The following is a 548-nucleotide window of genomic DNA, read 5'->3' as shown; positions in this document are numbered from 1 at the left end:
CCGGAGTTCGGCGAGTACGGAGTGCTCGACGTCCGGCACGGGAAGGCTAAGAAGGGCTCGCCGCCGAAGCGGCGCAGCGTGCTGTGTGTTTGGGAATGGGTCGCGGAGGTCGTCGAGCAGTGGTCGACCGAGGTGCGGCCGCTGCTCGGCGTGGACGGCAATCCGGCGCAGTGGCCCTCGGAGCGAGGCCTGCGGATCGGGAACAAGCAGCTCAACCGGCAGCTGGCGGCCTACCGCGACGCGGTCGGCCTGGACCCCGCGCTGGACTTCCATTCACTGCGCCGCTCCTACGTCACGCACCTGATTGAGGACGGCTGGGATCCTCGGTTCGTGCAGGAACAGGTCGGTCATGACCACGCGAGCACGACCTCGATCTACACGTGCGTGTCCTCGGATTTCCGCACGAGAACGCTGCGGCGGGTGCTGGATGGGACGATCAACCGAGCTCTGGGCTGGGAGTGAGGAGAGTCGATGACGGGCAAGAAGCGGTCGGTCAGCTACAGCTGGCGGTTGCGCGAGATCATGGCCGAGAACGGTATGTACCAGAC

General features: G+C 66.2%; 1 protein-coding gene. It reads left to right on the top strand.

Annotated features, from left to right (window positions below; all coding sequences use genetic code 11):
* The coding region (locus tag ACLJPY_RS50200; protein WP_410598097.1) for a tyrosine-type recombinase/integrase at nucleotides 1-462 on the top strand (462 nt) is incomplete at its 5' end.
* Nucleotides 463-548 lie beyond the last annotated feature (86 nt).

The organism is Amycolatopsis sp. lyj-23 (assembly GCF_046549135.1).
Classification (GTDB): Bacteria; Actinomycetota; Actinomycetes; order Mycobacteriales; family Pseudonocardiaceae; genus Amycolatopsis.
Note: the sequence above shows the minus strand (reverse complement) of the source record. Positions and strands in the feature narration are given on the sequence as shown.